Source organism: Anaplasma marginale str. Florida (assembly GCF_000215485.1).
Classification (GTDB): domain Bacteria; phylum Pseudomonadota; class Alphaproteobacteria; order Rickettsiales; family Anaplasmataceae; genus Anaplasma; species Anaplasma marginale.
Map to the genome: position 1 here is coordinate 1 of NZ_AFMS01000120.1, position 5,575 is coordinate 5,575.

Consider the following 5,575-nt stretch of genomic DNA (forward strand, 5'->3'; position numbering starts at 1 on the left):
GAGAAAATAGGGTGCAGGAAGTTTCTGAGGTTACTCAGGGCCTGAAAGCCATAGCAAAGGAGCTAAATGTCCCACTAGTAGCGCTTTCTCAGCTCTCTAGGCTTGTTGAGCAGCGTGACGATAAGAAGCCCCAGCTATCCGACTTGCGTGATTCTGGAAGCATAGAGCAGGACGCAGATGTGGTCATGTTTTTGTACCGGGAGGAGTACTACGAATTAAGAAAGCAGCCTGCCGAGGGAACTGCTAAGCACGCAGAGTGGCAGATGAAGATGAATGCAATTAGCAATGTTGCTGATGTACTTGTTTCAAAACAAAGAAACGGGCCCATTGGCAATATTAGGCTTTTTTTCGAGCCTGAAAAAGGGAAATTCAGGGATTACACTGCGCGCTATGATGTTTACGATGGCGGCGAGTTGCATTCCGGATAGTAGTAACTTGCCGTTCAGGTTGTGAGGCACTGCCTGCTGAGGTGCAGAGCAGCTGCCGGTCCGTGCTGCGCCTTGCTCCGAGCACAGTCTGTCGCGTTTCTTGGGTGTATTAGGCCTTAGTTTGAGAATGGTGATATGGTAAAAACTGCGGGAATAGCGGGGGCTGGGCTCGTCGGCAGACTACTGGCCCTGGCGTTACTGCAAAATGGGTGGCGGGTCTCGCTTTTTGATCGGGATGACGCAATAGGCAAACGCAGCTGCGGATTTGTTGCGGGGGGCATGCTTTCCCTGTATTCCGAAGCGGAAACAGCCGGGAATTTGGTTGTAGAATTGGGCCATAGATCCTTGGAATTATGGCCAGAAATTCTCCATTCCGCGGGCGCGAGCGAATGCCTAAAAATGTTAGGGAGTGTAATTGTAGCCCATACAAGCGACCTGCACGAACTGGAGAGGATGTGCGCCATCATCAGGCGAAAATTCACTGCCCTTTTTGGCAATCTCTGTATTTCCGATGAAATTCACACGCTCGAAAGCGGGCTATCTGTCCGCCACGGAGTGTACATTCAAGGAGAGGGATGCATAGACAGCATGCGGCTTTTTTCGCGCCTGGAGGCTGAATTAATTCGTCTAGGGATAAAATGGCTTTGCAACACGCACGTGGATGAAGTAGTGTCTCAAACGTTGGTGGTGGGCTGCCAGCGGCACGTTTTTGATATGGTTTTTGATTGCAGGGGCATTGGAGCTAAGAGCGCAATTTCCGGTCTGAGGGGGGTTAGAGGCGAAAGTATGCTACTTCACGCTCCTGAGGTTGCGATCGGCCGCCCAATCCGTATGGTGCACCCCAGATACAACGTGTACATGGTACCCAGATCTGAAGGTAAGTTGATAGTTGGTGCTACGGAAATAGAAAGCTGTGACTTCTCAGAGGTATCGGTTAGATCCGTGCTTGAACTGCTATCGGCCGCATACTCGGTCCACAGAGGTTTTGCAGAGGCCAGGGTGCTTGGTATGATGTCTGCATGTAGACCTGCATTTTCGGACAACTGTCCAAGAATTATAGTTGAAGATGGTGTTGTCAGGATAAACGGGCTGTATAGACATGGATATCTGAGCGCACCGGCAATAGTGGAGGAGGTAATAAACCTGCTAAAATGTGGAAATGCCCGCTACTCCGGGCTTCTGCATTCAGGAATGGAGGGAGGATGCGAGCAGCAGCCGCATGGTGCTATACATGAGGCAGTGCATAACAGCGGCATGGCAAAGAGGTAGTAGACCCCCACCACGGTTCGAGCACACAGCTATTTTCCACCGGAGGCCGGGACGGGAGCCTTTTTATGTTCAATCTGTGCGTCGATAATCTTGACGCTATACTTATCAACGGCCCGATCGAAACCAGACAAGAGCTCCGGTGGCACTATTATAGACCTGCGGCTGTCCGACCTTAGGCCAACTACTCCCAATTCTAACACAATCGGGACGCTCCTATTGCCTATTATGAAGTCAACCACCTGGTCCGCAACCAACACTTGCCCGCGCACATCCTTCACTGTGTACTTAACAGAAACAGCGTCGCCGCACCGTGCCTCGGTCACCGCTTCCTTATTGCCGGTGTCGCGCTTGTCGAAGGACATGAGGTTTCTTATGTCATTTGCCTCGGGCACTGTGTCATCCACAGATGTGAGCTGTATGTAATAGCTGTCAGATTTTCCTTCTTCATCACGGGTTACTATCACGACCCTACTGCCGCCCCGCCTCATGCCAGCCAAGGCGTAGTTCACCTCCCTGACTTCATGCGCTCCGAGCCTGAAACTTACGGGTTTCGTGCTACCGCTGATCTTGCGTGCTGCTTGCAGCGGATCCGTAATCTCCTGACCGTCCATAGGGAAGCGTAGAATCATGGCGGAGACCTTCTGCCCACACAGCACCTCACGCCCCTCACCCTCTTCTATGTCAATCAGGCGAAAATTCCCTGCAAGAGGTGCCGCAGATGCCGCGTCGCGCAAGTATTCTGCCAGCCCTTGCTTGCTTATGTATCGGTCAATTCTTGCTTCTATTATTGGCCGTAATATCAGGGCCCCGATCTTATATGCAGGGCTGTCATTATCAACCACGGAAACCTTGTAAGGCTTCTTATCCATGCGCTCAGTGATACCGGAGACAATGCTAGTGGACACTGCCCTCAGCAGCAGCCCAAGAACGGCGAAAACCGCGATTACGCACAGTAGGCGATATACTATGACCTTCATACGCTTAAGTTTTCAACAAACACAACGAGACCGCCGAGCGTATCTACGTTACCAGGCAGCTTTCTTAGGTGTTCTTCACACTTGCGCAGCAGGCCATCAACGTAGCCCTGCGTTTCATCCATCCCGAGAATATGTGCCATGCTTCCATAGCAGCGCTCACCGTCCTCCCAAGCATCGCTTAGGTCATCCTTTGCTTGAAACGCGCAACCCAACGCAGCCCCATACTTTGCCAGCGCTGCCCTTTCTTCAGCGGATGCCCCACCCAAAACCGCGCCGGCCTCGCAAGCGGCAGAGAACAACCTAGCGGTCTTCAACTCGTGTATCCTCCTAACTCCCTCAAACGACGTTGAAGAGTGTGCCTCCATGTCCAGCATCTGCCCGGCTATCATGCCGCAACGGCCACACGCTTTGGACAGCAGCTCTATGATTTCACACCTTACAGCACAACCCTCATTCATGGTCGACAATAACTCAAAGGTGAGTGTAAGTAAAGCGTTGCCAGTTAAAACTGCGACCGCCTCTCCGAATTTTATGTGGCAGCTTTCCTTTCCACGCCTGATAGGGGAGTTATCCATAGAGGGCAGGTCATCATGCACCAAGGAGTAGGCATGCACAACCTCAATGGCGGCGCTCAACCGCAACGTTCTTTCCGTGCTCACGCCAAAAACTTGCGCCGATGTACTTGCCAAAAATGAGCGTATGCACTTCCCTGGATTCGATATGACATAGCCCAAAGCCTCGTGCAATGCTGCCGACGGGCACTCAGCCTTCTCATGCACAACTTGAGCGAGCTCCTTTTGCACCAAAGACGCAAAATCCTCTACCTTTTGCTGTATGTCACTGTAGCTATGGTGCATAGGTGGTGTAATCAAACTCCCCCTCAGTATACAAGAGTTTGCTTACATGTCCCAGGTTTTTACTTACGTGCGCATTTCAAAAAAGCTCGAATTTTACATTTTCGTTTTTATACAACTTGTGGTACTTTGACGGCGTTTGGTATACACCTTTCTAGGTGTGCGTGGTTGGTAGTTTTTTGGTGCGGGGTTTGTGTTTTGCGGGTCTGTTCATGGGTGTAGGTTGCGGCACTTGCGCAAGTTTTTAGTGCGGCTAGTAGGTTGTACCGCCGTAGGAATTTTGTTTGACTGTAACGGTGCTGATTATTATATATGGGTTTGCTGTGACTCCTTCGTCTAGTGGTCTAGGACCCCACCCTTTCACGGTGGTAACGCGGGTTCGACTCCCGTGGGAGTCACTTACCGGCCGGGTGCGGTATAGGTATTTCTAAGGTTGGGGTTGGCCCCGTCGGAGTTTCTTTAACTATTGGTTACCGATGGCGGGGATCTTTGTCCCTTTTGTTGTGTGAGTGCTGTATATAGTACTGAATTGTCTGTATAGGTACTGTATGTGTTCAAAGGCGGGATGCGTACCGCTTTTCGTGTTTGTATGTTAGTGAATGTAGGAGGTATGACAAGGTGTCACCGATTATTGTCGACCGTACCAGGGACAACAACCTTACTAACTTTAGCAAGGCTGTGCTGTCTGATAGGTATTTACTAGATAACGAAGACTATCAGCAGCTGTTTGTGCGCGTCTCCCAGTATTATTCAGATAATGACGAGCACGCCCAGCGGCTCTATGACTACATGAGCAAGTTGTGGTTCATGCCTGCTACTCCAATACTAAGTAATGGGGGAACTACCAGAGGTTTGCCGATTTCGTGCTTCTTAAACGAAACCGAAGATAGCCTAGTCGGCATATTGAACCTGTGGAATGAAAACGTGTGGCTTGCGTCCCGTGGTGGGGGTATCGGAAGTTATTGGGGGAATCTCCGCTCCATTGGAGAAAAGGTTAGAAGTAGTGGTAAAACTTCGGGCATAATTCCGTTTATAGTCGTGCAAAATGCGCTGACCTTGGCCATAAGTCAGGGCTCTTTGCGTAGGGGCAGCTCTGCTGTGTATTTGCCTGTCGGCCACCCAGAGATTGAGGAATTTCTAGATATCAGAAAGCCCACGGGCGGTGATCCCAACAGGAAGGCGCTGAACATCCACCACGGAGTTTTGCTTACTGATGAGTTTATGCAAGCAGTTGAGCAAGACAAACCCTGGGATTTGGTGAGCCCCAAGGATAAATGCGTTATATCCACTGTCAGAGCTAGGGATCTGTGGATAAAAATTTTGACCACTCGGGTTGAAACAGGGGAACCATACCTCGTATTTGTAGACACGGTTAACAAGCACAAGCCGGACATATACAAAGAGCTCGGGCTGGAAGTGAAGATGTCCAATTTGTGTACTGAGATAACCCTCGCTACGGGGGAAGACCACCTAGGAAAATCCAGGACCGCAATCTGCTGTCTCGCATCCTTGAACCTTGAGTACTACGACATGTGGAGCACGGAGCCCATGTTTATAGAGGATGTGATGCGGTTCCTAGACAACGTACTCACAGACTTTATCAACAAGGCTCCCCCGGATATTGAGCGCGCAAAGTATGCTGCGATGAGGGAGCGCAGTATCGGGGTAGGCGTTATGGGGTTCCACTCGTTCTTGCAGAGCAAAATGGTACCTTTTGAATCTCTTGCCGCTGCGGTGTGGAACAAGAAAATTTTTGAGCATATAAAGCGCCAGGCGGATGAGGTTTCTCACAAGCTTGCGCTGGAGAAGGGGCCATGCCCTGATGCGATAGATGCCAACAAGATGGAGCGGTTTGTGCATAAGCTCTCCATTGCGCCGACTGCCTCCATATCCATAATTTCCGGTAGTACTTCACCGGGAATAGAGCCGTATGCGGCGAACGTGTTCACTCATAAGACTCTCACTGGGTCCTTTGTGGTACGAAACAAGTTTCTACAGAGGCTGCTGGAGTCTAAGGGGTTAGATAACGATCAGGTTTGGTCGTCCA

The 5,575-nt window shown here is 50.5% G+C and carries 5 protein-coding genes and 1 tRNA gene; 4 read left to right on the plus strand and 2 right to left on the minus strand.

Translation table 11 applies throughout. The features are described from left to right. Both GAC_RS03205 and GAC_RS03210 read left to right on the plus strand, forming a co-directional pair. A partial coding sequence (locus GAC_RS03205; protein ID WP_037349451.1) for a DnaB-like helicase C-terminal domain-containing protein occupies positions 1–428 on the plus strand: 428 nt, incomplete at its 5' end. 135 nt (positions 429–563) lie between these two features. Beyond that, a complete protein-coding gene (locus tag GAC_RS03210) occupies positions 564–1,697 on the plus strand; it encodes an FAD-dependent oxidoreductase (RefSeq protein ID WP_010265150.1) in 1,134 nt (377 codons plus the stop codon). A 29-nt stretch (positions 1,698–1,726) separates the two neighbouring features. On the opposite strand, the gene GAC_RS03215 is transcribed toward GAC_RS03210, so the two are convergent. Together GAC_RS03215 and GAC_RS03220 are read right to left on the minus strand one after the other, a co-directional pair. Next, positions 1,727–2,674 carry an FKBP-type peptidyl-prolyl cis-trans isomerase gene (locus GAC_RS03215; RefSeq protein WP_010265147.1) on the minus strand — a complete coding sequence of 316 codons (948 nt, stop codon included), beginning with the start codon at positions 2,672–2,674 and terminating at the stop codon, positions 1,727–1,729. Further along, positions 2,671–3,531: a polyprenyl synthetase family protein gene (locus GAC_RS03220; RefSeq protein ID WP_010265142.1), complete on the minus strand. Its 861-nt coding sequence runs from the start codon at positions 3,529–3,531 to the stop codon at positions 2,671–2,673. The genes GAC_RS03215 and GAC_RS03220 overlap by 4 nt, the downstream gene beginning before the upstream one ends. A 322-nt stretch (positions 3,532–3,853) precedes the next feature. Between GAC_RS03220 and GAC_RS03225 the strand changes: the two genes are divergently transcribed. Further along, positions 3,854–3,926: transfer RNA gene (locus GAC_RS03225), tRNA-Glu, on the plus strand. Positions 3,927–4,146: 220 nt separating this feature from the next. After that, positions 4,147–5,575, plus strand: a 1,429-nt coding sequence (locus tag GAC_RS03230; RefSeq protein WP_037349452.1) for a ribonucleoside-diphosphate reductase subunit alpha, incomplete at its 3' end; no start/stop codon positions are given.